At 67.9% G+C, this 15,638-nt stretch carries 13 protein-coding genes; 3 read left to right on the top strand and 10 right to left on the bottom strand.

The features are described from left to right. Positions 1-84: 84 nt before the first annotated feature. Positions 85-2,025 (top strand): PEP/pyruvate-binding domain-containing protein, encoded by a 1,941-nt coding sequence (locus DXK93_RS01395; RefSeq protein WP_233564482.1) that lies wholly within the window; start codon positions 85-87, stop codon positions 2,023-2,025. A 3-nt stretch (positions 2,026-2,028) separates the two neighbouring features. Here the strand turns inward: DXK93_RS01395 and DXK93_RS01390 are convergent, their stop codons facing one another. Further along, on the bottom strand, positions 2,029-3,006 hold the full coding sequence (locus tag DXK93_RS01390) for a tripartite tricarboxylate transporter substrate binding protein (RefSeq protein WP_119449135.1): 978 nt from the start codon (positions 3,004-3,006) through the stop codon (positions 2,029-2,031). A gap of 1 nt (position 3,007) precedes the next feature. Further along, complete coding sequence (locus tag DXK93_RS01385) at positions 3,008-4,291, bottom strand: amidase (protein WP_119449134.1); 1,284 nt, start codon at positions 4,289-4,291, stop codon at positions 3,008-3,010. A 113-nt stretch (positions 4,292-4,404) separates the two neighbouring features. On the opposite strand from DXK93_RS01385, the gene DXK93_RS01380 reads away from it, so the two are divergent. After that, on the top strand, positions 4,405-5,292 hold the full coding sequence (locus tag DXK93_RS01380; RefSeq protein WP_233564481.1) for a LysR substrate-binding domain-containing protein: 888 nt from the start codon (positions 4,405-4,407) through the stop codon (positions 5,290-5,292). 56 nt (positions 5,293-5,348) lie between these two features. Here DXK93_RS01380 and lpdA read toward each other — a convergent pair whose 3' ends face one another. The 7 genes from lpdA to DXK93_RS01345 all read right to left on the bottom strand — a co-directional run bounded on the left by lpdA (position 5,349) and on the right by DXK93_RS01345 (position 14,476). Continuing rightward, positions 5,349-6,752, bottom strand: coding sequence for a dihydrolipoyl dehydrogenase (gene lpdA / locus DXK93_RS01375; protein ID WP_119449133.1), 1,404 nt, complete (start codon positions 6,750-6,752; stop codon positions 5,349-5,351). 2 nt (positions 6,753-6,754) lie between these two features. Continuing rightward, positions 6,755-8,083, bottom strand: coding sequence for a dihydrolipoamide acetyltransferase family protein (locus DXK93_RS01370; RefSeq protein ID WP_119449132.1), 1,329 nt, complete (start codon positions 8,081-8,083; stop codon positions 6,755-6,757). 3 nt (positions 8,084-8,086) lie between these two features. Then, positions 8,087-9,130: an alpha-ketoacid dehydrogenase subunit beta gene (locus DXK93_RS01365; RefSeq protein ID WP_054456573.1), complete on the bottom strand. Its 1,044-nt coding sequence runs from the start codon at positions 9,128-9,130 to the stop codon at positions 8,087-8,089. 2 nt (positions 9,131-9,132) lie between these two features. Continuing rightward, positions 9,133-10,365, bottom strand: coding sequence for a 3-methyl-2-oxobutanoate dehydrogenase (2-methylpropanoyl-transferring) subunit alpha (locus DXK93_RS01360; protein ID WP_119449131.1), 1,233 nt, complete (start codon positions 10,363-10,365; stop codon positions 9,133-9,135). 172 nt (positions 10,366-10,537) lie between these two features. Next, a complete protein-coding gene (locus tag DXK93_RS01355; protein ID WP_119449130.1) occupies positions 10,538-12,934 on the bottom strand; it encodes a TonB-dependent siderophore receptor in 2,397 nt (798 codons plus the stop codon). 61 nt (positions 12,935-12,995) lie between these two features. Beyond that, entirely contained in the window at positions 12,996-13,967 is a 972-nt protein-coding gene (locus DXK93_RS01350; protein WP_175182245.1) for a FecR domain-containing protein, read from the bottom strand. Beyond that, on the bottom strand, positions 13,964-14,476 hold the full coding sequence (locus tag DXK93_RS01345; RefSeq protein WP_119449128.1) for a sigma-70 family RNA polymerase sigma factor: 513 nt from the start codon (positions 14,474-14,476) through the stop codon (positions 13,964-13,966). Before DXK93_RS01345 ends, DXK93_RS01350 begins: the two co-directional genes overlap by 4 nt. Before the next feature lie 144 nt (positions 14,477-14,620). Here DXK93_RS01345 and DXK93_RS01340 point away from each other — a divergent pair, with 144 nt between their 5' ends. Further along, entirely contained in the window at positions 14,621-14,947 is a 327-nt protein-coding gene (locus DXK93_RS01340) for a hypothetical protein (protein WP_119449127.1), read from the top strand. Between the two features lie 60 nt (positions 14,948-15,007). Here the strand turns inward: DXK93_RS01340 and DXK93_RS01335 are convergent, their stop codons facing one another. Beyond that, positions 15,008-15,601: a nitroreductase gene (locus tag DXK93_RS01335; RefSeq protein ID WP_041653427.1), complete on the bottom strand. Its 594-nt coding sequence runs from the start codon at positions 15,599-15,601 to the stop codon at positions 15,008-15,010. Between the last annotated feature and the right edge of the window lie 37 nt (positions 15,602-15,638).

Genomic DNA, 15,638 nt, shown 5'->3' with positions numbered 1-15,638 from the left:
AGATGTGTATAAGAGACAGGTCCATCACCCGCCCGCCGCCGCCTTTCCTCCCGCCACCTGACCCGCCTGATCGTCCTGGCCGCATTGGCTGGGGCAGCCGCCGGCTTCGGTCCGTCCGTCCAGGCGCAGACTGCCCGCAAGCCTTCGCCCTACGAGAACTCTCGGCCGTTGACTCCCGACGAGCGTGCGGCGCAGCCAGCGGAAGACGCCAAAAAGGCGGGGCCGGCCTTTCTGGGGAAAATCCAGACCCAGGCCGAATTCCTGCAGTTGGCCCGGGTCTACAACCCCGGCACGCCGTTGGAGATCCCCCACGTGCTGTTCGTGATCGACCGGAAACAGGGCGGCAAGATCTACTACCTCAACACACCGCGCTACTCGCTGCACGAGAACTTCGCACGTGAACGTCGCCTCTTGCCCGCCGACGACAAAGCCACGCTGATCGCCCAGTACAAGGACCCGCAGCGGCGTCTGCTGTTCGGCACCCTGAGCTGGCAGCGCGACCTGCCCGGCTACACCTATGAATTCTGGGAAGGCGACCGGCTCACTCCGGAACTGCTGCAGCTGACCGAGGAGAAACTGCAGGCCAGCTTCTACCAACCGGTGCGCTTCAAGGCCAATTCCACGCTGCATGAACAGCTCGCGCAAAACGCCGGCCTGAAGGCCGTGACGCAGGAATCGCTGCTGCGCGAACAGACCTTCCTGCCGCTGAACACGGGTCAGGCCCAGGGCCGGCTACGCATCGTGGCCTCGGTGGGCGACACGCCGGATCTGGCGCCGACCGACATCCTGGTGCTGGACGAGGTCCCGGTCGCGCTGCCGCCCGTGGCCGGCCTGGTCACGCAACGGCCCTCCACCCTGCTGTCCCACGTCAATCTGCTGGCCAAGGGCTGGCGCATCCCCAATGCCTATGTGCGCGATGCCGTGGCGACGCTGCGCGAGCACGACGGCCAGTGGGTCGAGCTGACCGTCACCAATAATGCCTATCAGGTGCAGCGCATCGCCAAGCCTGAAACCGCGCCGCCGCCCAAGGCCGCGCGGCCGCTGCCCAAGCCCGACCTGACGGTGAAGGCAATCAAGCCGCTCTCCGGCATGGTCACACGCGACAGCCGCCATTGCGGCGTGAAGGCGGCCAACCTGGGCGCGCTGAAGTCGGCGCTGCCACCCGCGGCCACCGTGCCGGACGGCTTCTGCATCCCCTTCGCGCAGTACGCGGCATTCATGGCGCAGCTGCGCGTGCCGCAACGCATCGCCGCGCTGGAACAGCGGGCGGACTTCGCCAGCGATGCCAACGTGCGCCGCGCCGAACTGGCCGCGCTGCGCCAGGACATCATCCAGGCCCAGCCCGATCCGGCCTTGGCTGCGGCCTGGCGCGAACGCTGGCAAAAGCAGTTGCAGGGCCGGGGCGTATTCGTGCGCAGCTCGTCCAACTCCGAAGACCTGCCGGGATTCAGCGGCGCCGGCCTCTACACCACCGTACCCAACGTGACACAGGCCGACGCGCTGGCGCAAGCCGTGCAGACCGTGTGGGCCTCGGTCTACAACTACGAAGCCTACGAAGCCCGGCGCGCGGCCGGCATCGGCCAGGACGGCGTGGTGATGGCGGTGCTGGTGCAACAGGCCGCCGCGTCTGACAGCTCGGGCGTCATGATCACCCGCGATCCCTTCGACGCCTCGCGCCGCTACGTCACCTACATCTCGGCCAAGCGCGGCCTGGGCATCAAGGTGGTGGAAGGCAAGCGGCAGGCCGAACAGCTGATGTACTCCAGCTGGTCCAAGGCAGTGCAGGTACTGACCCGCTCAGCCGAGGACACCCAGTTGGTAGCCGACGCAGCGGGCGGCGTGCGCGAAGTGCCGATCGAGGGCGCGCGCCAGGTGTTGAACGATGCCCTGGTGGCGCGCCTGGCCGCGGTAGGCAGCCAGGTCAAGCAGCGCCTGGGCGGCGCGGACCAGGATATCGAATGGGCCGTGCAGGGCGACAACATCCTGATCCTGCAGGCCCGGCCGTATATCGACGGCAGCCGTTAGGCCTTAATCCGGACTCGCTCCCGAGGCCTGCACGACCTGCTTCCACTGCATGTACTCGGCCTGCTGCCGCGCCGCCAGCTCGGCCGGGCCGTCGTGCATCATGGTGACCCCCAGCTGGTCGAACTTCTGTTGCAGCGCCTGGTCGGCCAGGACTTTGCGGATGGCCAGATGCAAGGTGTCGATCGCCGCGCTGGGCGCTTCCTTTGCGCCATAGAACGCCACCCACAGGTCGCCGCGGAATCCCGGTATGGCTTCGTTGATGGCAGGGACGTCGGGCAGCAAGGCGTTGCGCTTTTCGCTGCTGACGCCCAGCGCGCGCAGCTTGCCGGCCTTGATGCCTTCCACGGCCGAGGGCAGGCTGGCGAACAGCATCGGCACCTGATTGCCCATCACATCCGCCATAGCTGGCGACACGCCCCGATAGGGGATGTGCTGCATGCGCAGCCCGCCCATCTGGTCCAGCATGACGCCCAGCAAATGGTTCAAGGTTCCCGCCCCGGCCGAGGCGTACTGGTACTTCTCCGGATTGGCCTTGATCAAGGCAATGAATTCCTTCATGTCCTTCGCGGGAAAGGCCGGGTTCACGCACAGCACGTTGGGCACTTCACCCACTGCGGCGATCGGCGCGAAGTCCTTGATGGGATCGAACTTCGCGTCTTTGTAGACCCAAGGCACGATCAGCTGATTGCTGTTCGCCGTGAACAGCACGGTGTAGCCATCCTGCGGCTCGCGCAGGAACGCCTGCGTGCCCACGACGCCGCCAGCGCCGGGCTTGTTGATGACGACCACCGGCTGTCCCAGTTCGGCGCCGAGTTTTTCCGCCATGATGCGCGCAACGATATCCACCGTGCCGCCGGCCGCAGTGGGCACGACGACATTGATCGGACGGTCGGGAAAAGCGGCACGCGCCTGCCCCAATCCCGTCACCGCCGCGGCGGCGCACAGGGCCAGCACGCCCTGCCTCAGTTTCTTGAATCCCATTTCATTCCCCTTGCTGTTTCAGCAGATGATGTAAATCCCGGCCGACGGCGAGCAAGGCCAGGTCCTTGCCCAGATCGCCGACCAATTGCATGCCCATGGGCAGTCCCGCGCGGCTGAATCCGGTCGGCAGGTGCAGGCAAGGCCACCCCAGCACCGACCAGATCTTGTTGTATGAAGCGTCGCCGGTGTGCTCCAGCCCAAGGGGCGCCGGACCCGGCGTGCTGGGCGTAAGCACCAGGTCGGCGCCGCCATAGAGCGCGCCCCAGCCGTGGCGCAGCGCGGCCTGAATCCCGAGCATCTCGTGGTACTCCCCTGCCCCGATGGCCAGGCCACGCGCCACCGCCTGGCGCAAGACGGCGCTCAATGCATGGCACTGGCGCTCCACCACCGGCCCCAGACTGCGCGCGAACTCGTAGTGCATGATCACATCGTGCGCCTGCAGCAAAAGCGCCGTCTCGCGCTCGGCTTGCACTGGCACGCACTGCACGCCATGCGCGGCCAGAACCGCATGGGCGCGATCGATCTCGGCATGGCTCTCGGCACACAATCCGGCTTTCGGATTGTTCAATTGCACCGCGACGGTCAGTTGGCGGCCGGACGGTACGGGCGCGTGCGCGCCGCCCACGAGCACGTCCGCGATGAGCTGGGCGTCCGCCACGCTATTCGCGTACCAGCCTATGGTGTCCAGCGATTCGCAGGTGAGCTTCATGCCGTCCCGGAACACGCGCCCGGCGCTCGGTTTGAATCCCACCACTCCGCAATACGCCGCCGGGCGGATCATCGAACCTCCGGTCTGCGTGCCCAGCGCGGCTGGCACCATGCCGGCCGCCACCGCGGCCGCGGACCCGCTCGAGGAGCCGCCAGGCGTGTGCGCCAGCGCATGCGGATTGCGGGTGGGGCCCGGCGTCCTGAACGCGAACTCGGCCGTCACGGTCTTGCCCACCGGAATCGCGCCCGCCGCGCGCAACATGCCCACGCTGCAGGCGTCGAACGCCGCATTGCCGGCAATCAAGGCGGGCGCCCCAAAACCGGTAGGCATGTCGGCCACGTCGATCACGTCCTTGATGCCGATGGGCACGCCGGCAAGCGCGCCGGCGGCGTGCCGCGCCGGTTCCATCTGCTCCAGCGCCACGGCGGGCAGCACATGGCTCCATGCACGGATTGCCGGATCTTGCCGCGCGATGGCCGCCAGGCTCTGGCGCGCCGCCGCGAACACCGCCGCTTCGCCATCCCGCACTCTTTGAGCGATGGCAGCGACTGACGGAGAAATGGAAGCGAGGGACATGTGCGGATCCGGAATGCCGGCGGTGTGTAGCGATGCGGCATCTTAGGAACTCGACTAATCTATGTCCAATATGTAATTTCGCCCTAATTATGTCGAAATCAGAATTAATCTTCGTGGACGGTCGCTTGCTGGTCCTGTTCTGCACGCTGGCGGAAGAACTGCACTTCGCGCGGGCGGCGGCACGCCTGTTCATGACCCAACCGCCCCTCACGCAGCAGATCAAGCGACTGGAAGCGATCGTCGGCGTGCCGCTGTTCGTGCGCACCACGCGCTCGGTGAAATTGACGCCCGCCGGCGAAATCATGTACGAGCGGGCGCGCAAGATCGCGGCGGACACCCAGCTGATGCTGCGGCAGGCGCGGCGCACGGCCCGCGGCGAAACCGGGTCGCTGGTGATAGGCATCACGCCCAGCGCGGCAAGCTCGCCGCTGGTGTCGGCGCTCAGCCATTACCGCGATGCGCACCCCGAAGTCCGCATCGATCTGCGCGAAATGAACTCCGTCGACATGGAGCCCGCGCTGCGGTCGCGCGCGGTCGATGTGGCGCTGATGCGTCCGCATCCGCTGGATGCGGATATCGTGACCCGCGTCATCTACGAAGAGCCCCTGCGCGTGGCGCTGCGCCATGATCATGCGCTGGCGCATCAGCGTGATGTTTCGCTGGAAGAACTGCTGGAATTTCCCCTGGTGGGCTACCGCCAGGACATCTCGCCGTACTTCCGCAATATGATCCAGGCGCTGTACGCGCGTGCGCAGCTGAAGCCGGAAATCGCGCAGGAAAGCGTCATTCCCACCTTGCTGACGCTGGTGGAAGCCGGCGTCGGCCCTGCACTGGTGCCCCAATCGTTGTCCCGAATGCGTTCGGATTCATTGCGCTTCCTGCCTTTGCGCGATGTGGCTGGAGCCACGGCCCAGGTGGTGTTGGCAGCGTTGCGCGACCAAGGCAACCCTGCGGTGGAAGGATTCAGCGCAGCATTGGCGCAAGCCGTAACCCCTCGCTAGGCACTGTCCGGGCTTGCGGTGGAACGCCGCGCAAGCGCGGCGTTCCATTGCACCTCCTAGATATGCAGCGCGTGCCCCAGCGCCTTGAGCGCCGCTTCCTGCACCGCTTCGCCCAGGGTCGGATGCGCATGGATGGTGCCCGCCACGTCTTCCAGCGTGGCGCCCATTTCCAACGACTGGCCGAACGCCGTCGACAGCTCAGACACGCCGCGCCCCACCGCCTGCCAGCCCACGATCAGGTGGTTGTCGCGGCGCGCGACCACGCGCACGAAGCCGTCGGTGGATTCCAGCGTCATCGAACGCCCGTTGGCGGCAAAGGGGAAGGAAGCCGTCAGGCAGTCCAGTCCAGCGCTTTCCGCCTCGGCAGGCGACAGGCCCGCCACCACGACTTCGGGGTCGGTGAAGCAGACCGCCGGGATCGAGGCAGGCAGGAAGTGGCGGCGCTTGCCCGAAACCAGCTCGGCCACCATCTCGCCCTGCGCCATGGCGCGGTGCGCCAGCATGGGTTCGCCGGCGATGTCGCCGATGGCCCAGACGTCGCGCATGGAGGTGCGGCACTGGTCGTCGATGCGCAGCGCGTTGCCCTTGCGGTCGAGCTGCAGGCTTTCCAGCCCCCAGTCCTGCGTGCGCGGACGCCGTCCTACCGCGATCAGCACGCGGTCGGCCGGCAGCAGGGTTTCTACGCCCGCCGCGTCCTGCACGCGCACCGCATTGCCGGCGCCGTTCAGGCCCAGCACCTTGCGGCCCAGGTGCAGGTCCACACCCATTTTCGCCAAGGCGGCAGCCACCGGCTTGGTGAGCTCGGCATCGTAGGTCGGCAGGATGCGGTCCTGCGCTTCCACCACGGCCACCTCGGCGCCCAGCTTGCGGTACACGGTGCCGAGTTCCAGGCCGATATAGCCGCCGCCCACCACCACCAATTGCTTGGGGATGCTGGAAGGCGACAAGGCTTCGGTGGACGACACCACCATGCCGCCGAACGGCATGGACGGCAGCGGCGTCGGTTCGGAGCCCGCCGCCAGCAGCAGATGCTCGCACTGGATGCGGATGGCGCCGGACTCGCCGCCATCCACTTCCACGGTCTTGCCGTCCAGCAGCCGGGCCCAGCCGCGCACCACTTCCACGCCGTTCTTCTTCAACAACGCAGCAACGCCGCCGGTCAGCTTGCCGACGATGCCGTCCTTCCAGGCCACGGTCTGGGCCAGGTCGATGGCGGGCGCCGACACGGAAATGCCCAGCGCCGACTTGCCCGCGTAGTGGCGCGCCTTGTCGAATTCCTCGGCCGCGTGGATCAGCGCCTTGGAGGGGATGCAGCCGATGTTCAGGCAGGTGCCGCCCAGCTGGGCGCCTTCGACCAGGATGGTCGGCACGCCCAGCTGGCCGGCGCGGATGGCGGCGACGTAGCCGCCAGGGCCGCCGCCGATCACCAGCAAAGTCGTAGTCTTAGTGATCTGGCTCATGCTTACTCCACGAAAAGCAGCGCGGGTTGCTCCAGCAGCGCGCGCACCGCCTGGATGAAGCGCGCCGCGTCCATGCCGTCCACCACGCGGTGGTCGAAGGACGACGACAGGTTCATCAGCTTGCGCGCCACCACGGCGCCATTGCGGATGGCGGGCCGCTCGACGATGCGGTTCACGCCCACGATGCCGACCTCGGGATGGTTGATCACCGGCGTGGTGACGATGCCGCCCAAAGGCCCCAGGCTGGTGATAGTAATGGTCGACCCCGACAGTTCGTCGCGGCTGGCGCTGCCCGTGCGCACCGCCTCAGCCAGACGGACGATCTCGGCCGCCATGGACCAGAGATCGCGCGCCTCGGCGTGGCGCATGACCGGCACCATCAGGCCGCCGTCGCTTTGCGTGGCGATGCCGATGTGGACCGCGCCGTAGCGCGTGACCACGCCGCCCTCATCGTCGTAGCGCGCGTTGATCTGCGGGAAATCGCGCAGCGCCACCACCATGGCGCGCGCCAGCAGCGGCAATAGCGTGAGCTTGCCGCGCGTCGCGCCCCACTTCTGGTTGAGGCTGGCGCGCAGCTCTTCCAGCTCGGTCACGTCGATTTCCTCGACGTAGCTGAAGTGCGGAATGCGGCGCTTGGACTCGGCCATCTTCTGCGCGATCTTGCGGCGCAGGCCGATGACCGGCACGTTTTCCTCGTCGTTACGCTCGGCGTAGGCCACGCCGCCGCGGGCTTGAGCGCCCCCGCCCTGGCCTTGCAGATAGGCGTCCAGGTCTTCGTGCAGGATCCGGCCTGCCGGGCCGCTGCCGTGCACGTAGCGCAGTTCGATGCCCAGGTCCCAGGCGCGTTTGCGCACCGCCGGCGAGGCCAGCGGTTTGTCGCCGGGCTGGCGGGCGACGGCGGCGGACGCCTGGCGCGCGGGCTTGGCCGGCGCAGCGGGCGGCGCGGCCGGTTTCGCGGGTGCGGCAGCCTCAGCCTTCGGCGCTGGCGCAGGCTGCGGCGCAGACGCTGCGGCGGCAGGCTGTGCCGTAGCGGGAGCCGCAGCCGCCTTGGCCGGCGGCGCATCGGCGCCCGGCTTCAGGTTGCCCTCGCCTTCGACCTCCAGGCGGATCAGTTCGCCGCCCACCGCCATGACCTGGCCCACGTCCCCGCCCAGCGCGACCACGCGGCCGACCACCGGCGCGGGAATCTCGACCGTGGCCTTGTCCGTCATGACGTCGGCCAGCGGCTGGTCCTCGGCCACCATGTCGCCGATCTTCACGTGCCAGGCGACCAGTTCCACTTCCGCGATGCCTTCGCCGATGTCGGGCATCTTAATGACATGAATACCCATCTCTCAACCCTCCATCGCGCGCTTGAACGCTTCGCCGACCCGGCGCGGGCCGGGGAAGTACGCCCATTCCTGCGCGTGGGGATACGGCGTATCCCAGCCGGTCACGCGCTCCACGGGCGCCTCCAGATGATGGAAGCAGTGTTCCTGCACCAGCGAAATCAGCTCGGCGCCGAAGCCGCAGGTGCGCGTGGCTTCGTGCACCACCACGCAGCGGCCGGTCTTCTTGACCGAGTTGACGATGGCGTCCAGGTCCAGCGGCCACAGGCTGCGCAGGTCGATGATCTCGGCGTCGATGCCGGTTTCCTCGGCGGCCGTCAGCGACACGTGCACGGTGGTGCCGTAGGTCAGCACGGTCAGCGCGTTGCCGGGGCGCACGATGGCTGCCGTATCCAGCGGCACGGTGTAGTAGCCGGTGGGCACCACGCTGCCCGGCCGTCCGGTCCAGGGCGTGACGGGCCGGTCATGGTGGCCGTCGAACGGGCCGTTGTAGAGCCGCTTGGGCTCCAGGAAGATGACCGGGTCGTCGTTCTCGATGGCCGCGATCAGCAGGCCCTTGGCGTCGTACGGGTTGGACGGCATCACCGTGCGCAGGCCGCAGACCTGCGTGAACATGGCCTCGGGGCTCTGGCTGTGCGTCTGGCCGCCGTAGATGCCGCCGCCGCAAGGCATGCGGATGGTCATGGGCGCGACGAATTCGTTGACCGAGCGGTAGCGCAGGCGCGCGGCCTCGGACACGATCTGGTCCGAAGCGGGATAGAAATAATCGGCGAACTGGATCTCGCAGACGGGACGCAGGCCGTAGGCGCCCATGCCCACCGCCACGCCGACGATGCCGCCTTCGGAGATGGGCGTGTCGAACACGCGCGAGCTGCCGTACTTGGTCTGCAGGCCTTCCGTGCAGCGGAACACGCCGCCGAAATAGCCGACGTCCTGCCCGAACACCACCACGTTGTTGTCGCGCTCCAGCATCACATCCATGGCCGAGCGCAAAGCCTGGATCATGGTCATCGGCGCGGAGGCCGGACCAGCGTTGTTATCGATAGCCATGATCAGACTCCGAGCTGCTGACGCTGCCGGCGCAGATGCTCCGGCATGTCCTTGTACACGTCTTCAAAGATGCTGGCGGCGCTGGGAACGTGGCCGTCCACCAGGGTGCCGTAGCTTTCCGCTTCCTTCTGCGCCGCCAGGATCTCGGCGTCGAGCTCGGCCTTGACGGCTTCATGCTCTTCGTCGGACCAGATGCCCAGCGAGATCAGGTGCTTCTTGAAGCGCGCGATCGGATCGCCCAGCGGGAAGTGGCTCCAGTCGTCGCCGGGGCGGTACTTGGAGGGATCGTCGGACGTGGAGTGCGGCCCGGCGCGGTAGGTCACCCATTCGATCAGGGTCGGTCCCAGATTGCTGCGGGCGCGTTCGGCGGCCCAGCGCGAGGCGGAGTAGACCGCCAGGAAATCGTTCCCGTCCACCCGCAACGAGGCGATGCCGCAGCCCACGCCGCGGCCCGCGAAGGTCGCGCCCTCGCCGCCGGCGATCGCCTGGAAGGTGGAGATGGCCCACTGGTTGTTGACCACGTTCAGGATGACCGGCGCGCGGTAGACGTGGGCGAAGGTCAGTGCGGTGTGGAAGTCGGCCTCGGCGGTGGCGCCGTCGCCGATCCAGCCGGAGGCGATGCGGGTGTCCCCCTTGATGGCCGAGGCCATGCCCCAGCCCACCGCCTGGATGAATTGCGTGGCCAGGTTGCCCGAGATGCTGAAGAAGCCCCGTTCGCGGTCGGAGTACATGACCGGCAATTGGCGGCCCTTGAGCGGATCGCGTTCGTTGGACATCAACTGGCACATCATGGTGACCAGCGAGGCGTCGCGCGCCAGCAGGATGCTTTGCTGGCGGTAGGTCGGGAAGCACATGTCGCCCTGCTCCAGCGCCATGGCGTGGGCCGTGCCGATGGCCTCTTCGCCCAGGCTCTGCATGTAGAACGAGATCTTCTTCTTGCGCTGGGCGGTCAGCATGCGCGCATCGAACAGACGCGTCTTCAGCATGTTGCGCATGCCCGCGCGCAGCTGCTCGTGGCTGAGTTGCGGCGCCCACGGTCCGACGGCGCTGCCGTCGTCCGCGATCACCCGGACCAGGCTGTATGCCAGTCCGCCGGTATCGACCGCGGCAACATCAATGGAGGGTTTGGGCACATCGCCGGGCGGCGACAGGTGCAGGTAGGAAAAATCGGTCTTGCAACCCGGGCGCCCTGTAGGCTCCGGGACGTGCAACTTCAACGGCCCATATTGGCTCATGTATTGTCTCCACGCTTGATCGTGTCATGCGCATTCTTCTTACCAAGACACTGCCCAAGGGGGTGACCTCGGACATTGCCATCGTCGGCCGGTGCAAAGGGATGAACATGCACGACCGGCAGCCAGAGTAGCACAGGGCGCAGCCCCGAGACAGGGGCCGCGCCGGGCCTCGCTACCAGCGGTAGCTGAGAGTCGCGTAGAGCGTGCGCGGATCGCCGTAGCGGCAACCGGTGGCGCCGGCGCACGACAGGTAACCACGGTTGAACAGGTTGCGCGCGTTCACGGTCAAGGACAGGCCGCTGAACTGGGGCGAGACCGCGCCGAAGTCGTACGCGGCCATCGCGTCCACCAGGAACTGGCCCGGCACCTCCGCGGGATAGCCCGGCAGGTTGGTCGAACTGGCGTAGCGCACGCCGGCGCCCAGGGTCAGCCCGGGCACGCCCGCCGCCGTCAGGTTGTAGTCGGCCCACACCGCGGCGCTATGCAGCGGCACCAGCGTGGTGCGCTGGCCGACCAGTTCGGGCAAGGTGCTGCGGATGGTGCGCGCATCGGTGTAGGCATAGCTCGCGGTCAGGTTCAGCGCCCCCAGCCGCGCCTTGGCCTCCAGTTCCAGGCCGCGCGAGCGCGCCTTGCCGGTCTGCACCGAATAGGTCGGATCCACCGGATCGGCCGTCAGGGCGTTGGTCTGCGTCAGGTCATAGACGGCAGCGCTGTATAGCATGTCGCTGCCAGGCGGCTCGTAGCGCAGACCCAATTCGTACTGCACGCCCTTGGTCGGCTTGAAGGCATTATCGGCGCGGTCCATGCCCACGGTGGGCGCGAAAGACTGGCTCACGCTCACATAAGGCGCCAGGCCCGCCGGCGCGAGGTACACCAGGCCGACCCGCCCGGTGGTGGCCGTGTCCCGCTGCCGGGTGGCGGCGCCGCTGCCATGGCTGCGCTGGTCCGTATCGGCCCAGTCCTGGCGCCCGCCCAGCACCACCACCCACTGGTCATGGATCTTGATCTGGTCCTGCAGATAGAAGCCGATGCCGTTCGAACGCGTCACGAAGCCGTTGTTGCGCGCGGTGTTCACCACCGGCACCGCGCCATAGACGGGATGATAGATGTCGCCCAAGGGCGCCACCGTGCCCGAGTGGCGGCTGGTGTCGTAGTTGCTGCGGTAATAGTCCAGGCCTGCCAGCACCGTGTGCTGCAACCCGCCCCCCTCCAGCTTGAATTCCAGCGAGGTGTCGGCGGCGATGCCATACGAGTTCTCGGTTCGGCTCACAACCCCGCGCCGCAGCGTAGTGCCATTGGGTTGCAGGCCACCGAACGACAGATAGTCCCACTCGCCGTAAGCGGTGAAGTAGCGCGCGCTCTGGCGCAGCTTGACGCGCTCGTTGAAGGCGTGCTCGAACACGTAGCCGGCGGTGTAGGTGTCAGTGTCATAGCGATCGAAGTCCGGTTCTCCGATGAACAGGTCGCGCGGGATTTGGCCGTTCAAGGTGTTGGCCGCCGGCATCGGAGCCGCGAAACGCGTGCGGATGCGCTGGTAGCTGGCCAGCAGCGTCAGCGAGGTCGCCGCGTTGGGCCGCCAGCTCAGGGCCGGCGCCAGGTAGGTGCGATCGTCGGGCACGTGATCGACCCAATTGTCGGCGTTGCGCGCCAGGCCGGTCAGGCGATAGGACCAGGTGCCATCTTCCGTCAGCGCGCCAGCGAAATCGCCCGACACCTGCCGGCGGGCGTAGCTGCCGGTCTCAAGGTTCAGTTCGCGCAGCGGCTCGGTGGTCGGGCGTTTGCTGACGGTGTTGACCACCCCGCCCGGCGTGAGCTGGCCATACAGCACCGAGGCCGCGCCGCGCAACACCTCGACACGTTCCAGTCCATAGGGTTCCTGGCCGCCATCGTAGACGTTGGACTGCAGCTTGAGTCCGTCGCGCAGCAGGCCCGAATTGCCGGTGGCCACGTTGAAGCCGCGCAACATCAGGTCGTCCACCATGCGGCTGAAAGCCGGCGACTGGGCCGCCACACCCGGCGTGTAGCCCAGCGCGTCGGCGACGCTGGCGGCCTTGACGACGCGGATCTGGTCGCTGGTGACCACCGACACCGATTGCGGCGTCTCGATCAGCGGCGTGTCGGTCTTGGCGCCGGCCATGCTGCGCAGGGCCACGTAACCGTCGACGTGGCCGGTGGGCGATTCGGCCGCGGCGGTCACGCGCACGGGCTCCAGCATGGCCGCGCCGCCCTGCGGCAGGGGTTGCGCGCTGAAGGTGCCGTTGGCGGTGATCCGCAGCTCCAGCCCGCTACCCATCAGGGCCAGCCGCAAGGCCTGTTCGGCGGTGTAGACGCCGACCACGGCGGGGGCCTGGCGACCCGCCACCAACGCCGGCTCGACCGACACGGCACGGCCACTCTGGCGCGCGATGCGGGTCAAGGTGTCGGCCAGCGGCGCAGCCGGCAGGTCGTAGCGCAGCGCGGCGGATGCGCCCGCCTGGGTGCTGGATTGCGCCTGGGCGGGGCCGGCCGGCACCGCCAGGGCAATGAGGAACGCGGCCGCCAGGCGCGGCGCGGAACGAACGGGGAACATGGAATCTCCTGCTGCAAGTGTGTGCTTCAGGAGGTATGTCCAGCGGACCCGGCGCAGGCGATCATTTTTTTTCGACTGACGGGCTGCGCAGGTCGATGCTGACCAGCCAGCCGGTCAGGGCGCGCACCTCGATCGGCAAGGTCTGGCGCAAGGACTCCAGCACCTGATCGGTGTCGTCCAGGGGAAAGGCCCCCAGCACCCGCAGCCGGGCGGCTTCGGGCGTGATACGCAGGAAACCGCGCCGGTACGGCCGCAAGGCCGACACTACCTCGCCCAGCGACCGGTCGCGCACCACCAGCATGCCGTCCCGCCAGGCTGCAGCCTCGGCCAGCGCGGCGTCCGGCGCGCCGACGCCATCCGCGCCGAAACGCGCGCCCTCGCCCGCCGCCAGGACCCGCCGCTGGCCGGCCGCGCGCACTTCGACACTGTGTTCAATCACGCTGGCGATGCTGCCCCGCTCATCGCGCGCCACCCCGAACACCGTGCCCAGGGCTTGCACCTCGCCATCGGGACTGGCGACGATGAACGGCCGTGCAGCATCGGCCGCCACCCGCACGTACACCGCGCCGGCCCGCAGCCGCAGCACGCGGGCGCGGCCGCCAAATTCCAGGTCCACCGCGGAGCGGGCGTTCAGGGTCAGCAGGCTGCCGTCCGGCAATGTGTGCGTGCTGCGCTCGGCGGTGCCGCTATGCAGATCGGCGGCCAACGTGCGCAATGGCGTCTGCCGGTCGACCAGGACAGCCAGGCCCCCGGCCGCCAATGCCAGCCCCAATGCGTTGCGCAAGGCCCGACGCCGCGCCGGCGCGGTAGCCAGGGCGGCTCCTGCGGCGCGCGCCGGGACCCCGTCGGGTAACGGCGCGAACGTGTTCTTCAACGCCGCGGCGACCGTCTCCCAGGCGGCTGCGTGGCGCGGGTCGGCGCGGCGCCAGGCGTCGAAGCCGGCACGGTCGGCGTCGCCAGCCACGCCCGACGACAACAGCACCATCCAGTCGACCGCGGCCTCCAGGTCCGCCGGCAGCGTGGGCCCGCTCATGCCGCCAGGCGCGCCGCGACGCAGAGCGTGACGGCCTGTTTCATGCAGCGCCTGACGGTGATGCCCGACACGCCAAGGCGCTCGGCGATCTGCGGATACGTGAGTTCTTCCAGCTGGTTCAGCAGAAAGACCTGGCGCGTGCGCGCCGGCAGGCGTTGCAGGGCGCGGTCTATCTGCATCAGGGCCTCGACCGCCAGCGCGCGTTGTTCCTCGCTGGGCGCATGAGCCTGCGGCAGCAGTTCAAGGCTGTCGAGATAGGCCCGCTCGAGTTCGCGGCGACGCCAGAAGGTGTACAGCGTGCGCTGTGCCAGCGTGGTCAGGAAGGCGCGCGGTTCCCGGATGACCTCGGCCCGACTGCCGGTCAGCACCCGCACGAAGGTGTCGTGCGCCAGGTCGGCCGCATCGTGGCGGCAGCCCAGCCGGCGGCGCAGCCATTCCTGCAACCATGGATGATGGGCCTCGTACATCTGGGCGGCGGTAGGCTGCGTCGGCTGCACAGAATGGGACATGGGGGAAGGCGCGGTAGCGGGTCAATAAAAATAAGAATTATTGTTATTTATTCCCCGCCACGCAAGCGCGGCATGCGCCCCGCCTGCCCCATCCCAGGCTTGGAGCGCTCTATACTTGCCGTCCCTGATTCCCTGGAAAGCCACGTGCCCGGATCGACAGCCTCAAGATGGTTCAGCTGGACCGGCATCGTCTTCGCCGCGCTGTACCTCGCCATCGTCATCCTCTGCGTTGCCGGCGCGCTCTCGGCCGACGGCGATGACAAGGGGCGTTTCGTGCTGCTGCAGTTGCCGCTGGCGCCGCAACTGGCGCTGCTGCATGAACTGAACCTGGACCGCCTGCTGGGAGACCTGTCCTGGGTCGGCGGCTATCTGCTGATCGGGCTGCCCACGCTGGCCCTCTTCTACTTCGCGGGCTGGGGCCTGGAGAAGCTCGTGCGCGCCGCATTCCGGCCGATCCCGGGCCGGCGCTAAGCCGGAGATGCCATAAAAAAACCGGCCATGGGCCGGTTTGCTTCATCCAGGGCGGCAGACTCAGACCGGACCGGTCCACTCCGTGACGAATTCGCGGTAGTCCGGGCGGTTGGCCGGCGGTACGGCGCAAGCCGGGGTGCCGATGGCCAGAAAGCCCAGGAAACGGTAGTCCAGCGCGTCCAGGCCCAGCGCGTTCTGCACGTCTTCGACGTAGGTGCCGATGCCGGTGCTCCAGAACGCGCCGTAGCCCAGCATGTGCACGGCGTTCAGGAGGTTCATGGTGGCGGCGCCGGTGGCCAGCAGTTGTTCCTGCTCCGGGATCTTGGTGTTGTCGTGCGCAATCTTCTGCGCCACCGCGACGAAGAGCGGCACGCCGGCCATCCATTCACGCACCGACTTTTCCTTTTCCGGCGTCATGCGCGGATCGCCGCTGCGCTTGACGGCGTCCAACGCCAGATCGGCCAGCTTGCCGATGGCCTCGCCCTGGATCACCACGAAACGCCACGGGCGCAAGGCGCCATGGTCGGGCGCCGACATCGCCGCCTGCAGGATCTGTTCGAGTTCCTCGGGCTTGGGCGCCGGGGCGCGGAGGAACTTGAAGGAACGGCGGGTATTCAGGGCGTGCAGCGGGGTGGCGGTCTGGGTCGTGGTCATCGGATCGGGCGTCAATGAGAAAGAAACACAATTCATA

Origin of the sequence: Achromobacter sp. K91, from assembly GCF_003576205.1 — a bacterium.
In the GTDB taxonomy this organism is placed as follows: domain Bacteria; phylum Pseudomonadota; class Gammaproteobacteria; order Burkholderiales; family Burkholderiaceae_B; genus Achromobacter; species Achromobacter aegrifaciens.
The sequence above is the reverse complement of the archived record's forward strand: the minus strand, read 5'-3'. Positions and strand labels throughout refer to the sequence as shown.

Bases quoted from the DNA above. Each gene is read 5' to 3' on its own strand.
- DXK93_RS01365 (WP_054456573.1), bottom strand. From the start codon at position 9,130: ATGGCTATCGATAACAACGCTGGTCCGGCCTCCGCGCCGATGACCATG.
- DXK93_RS01350 (WP_175182245.1), bottom strand. From the start codon at position 13,967: ATGAGCGGGCCCACGCTGCCGGCGGACCTGGAGGCCGCGGTCGACTGG.
- DXK93_RS01385 (WP_119449134.1), bottom strand. From the start codon at position 4,291: ATGTCCCTCGCTTCCATTTCTCCGTCAGTCGCTGCCATCGCTCAAAGA.
- DXK93_RS01360 (WP_119449131.1), bottom strand. From the start codon at position 10,365: ATGAGCCAATATGGGCCGTTGAAGTTGCACGTCCCGGAGCCTACAGGG.
- DXK93_RS01335 (WP_041653427.1), bottom strand. From the start codon at position 15,601: ATGACCACGACCCAGACCGCCACCCCGCTGCACGCCCTGAATACCCGC.
- DXK93_RS01390 (WP_119449135.1), bottom strand. From the start codon at position 3,006: ATGGGATTCAAGAAACTGAGGCAGGGCGTGCTGGCCCTGTGCGCCGCC.
- DXK93_RS01355 (WP_119449130.1), bottom strand. From the start codon at position 12,934: ATGTTCCCCGTTCGTTCCGCGCCGCGCCTGGCGGCCGCGTTCCTCATT.
- DXK93_RS01370 (WP_119449132.1), bottom strand. From the start codon at position 8,083: ATGGGTATTCATGTCATTAAGATGCCCGACATCGGCGAAGGCATCGCG.
- lpdA (WP_119449133.1), bottom strand. From the start codon at position 6,752: ATGAGCCAGATCACTAAGACTACGACTTTGCTGGTGATCGGCGGCGGC.
- DXK93_RS01345 (WP_119449128.1), bottom strand. From the start codon at position 14,476: ATGTCCCATTCTGTGCAGCCGACGCAGCCTACCGCCGCCCAGATGTAC.